Below are 1,150 nucleotides of genomic sequence, written 5' to 3'. Positions count from 1 at the left end.
TAAAAAGAGTTGTTTAAGAGAATTAAAGCAATGCTTCGTATGCTTGGGTTTGTGTTGGCCTTCATGAGTGGCGCGTCAACTTCCTATTCCGCGACACCTGTTGACGCCTGGTTGCTAGAGGAGGGTGGTTCGATCCCGACGAGTGGCAAAGTGACACAGTGGAAGTTTGCACACCCGGCGCCTCCTGTTTCTCATTTACCACCGGTTTGGCAGAAAGGGATTGATTGGATACAACGTAAAACCAACAACGAATTGCAAATTAAAATGTATGGCGGTGGGTCTCTCTATGGTGTCACCGGAGGCTTCAAAGCTTTACGCGCTGGCGTGGCTGATTTTGGGACGTGTTATACACTGGCCGAAGCAAAAGGTTTTGAGTTGTTTAAAACCATCCAGCTCCCCTATATAGCCCCTTCCAACCCTTACTTAACTGCACGAATTGTGAACGAGCTAATGGCTGATGGCTTGGCTGAGGAGTTCACTCGACGAGGTGTTTATCCAGCACATGTTATGCCAGTGAGACCTCTAAGCTTAATGAGCAAAACACCTATTCGTAGACCTGAAGACTTAAAAGGCAAAAAGGTGGTGTCATTTATGAATGCGCCGGGTGCGGCAGAAGACTTAGGCTACTCTGTTGTTCGTATTCCGTTTCCAGAGATCTATTCAGCCCTACAGCAAGGCGTGGTTGATGCAATCGTTTGGGTTGATATGGGCTTTATTCCTTTTAAAATTTATGAGCAAGCCAAGTACTATACAGAGTTGAATATTGCACCAACGACCATTGAGACTTGTATGAATCGTCGTAGCTTTGATCGGCTGAATAAACCAACCAAGCAGTTACTGTCGGACTTTCAGCAGAAATTGGCTTTGGCTGTTGTGCAGCGCACTGAAGAATTTGCACAAACTGCACAAAATACCTTGGCCGAGCAGGGTGTTGAAATTATAAAGTTTAGTGAGCCTGAGCAGCAAGCATGGGTCAAGGCATTTCAGCCAACTGTTAAGCGCTATATGGATAAGTGTGAGGCGGCAGGAAAAGATTGCCGAGGGCTGGTTAAGAGCATTGCCAAGCTAGCAGATAAGTACAAAAATCTCAGTAATGAAGAGTTAATGCAGATTACGATAGATGAGCCTGTCCAAGGCATTATCGACTTTT

Annotated in this window: 1 protein-coding gene; it reads left to right on the top strand. The window is 45.7% G+C overall.

Annotation, left to right across the window (positions count from 1 at the left end; translation table 11 throughout):
• Positions 1–30: 30 nt before the first annotated feature.
• On the top strand, positions 31–1,150 hold a 1,120-nt coding region (locus A3763_RS14935), incomplete at its 3' end, for a TRAP transporter substrate-binding protein (RefSeq protein WP_068634039.1).

The organism is Oleiphilus sp. HI0128, assembly GCF_001635365.1.
Note: the sequence above shows the minus strand (reverse complement) of the source record. Positions and strands in the feature narration are given on the sequence as shown.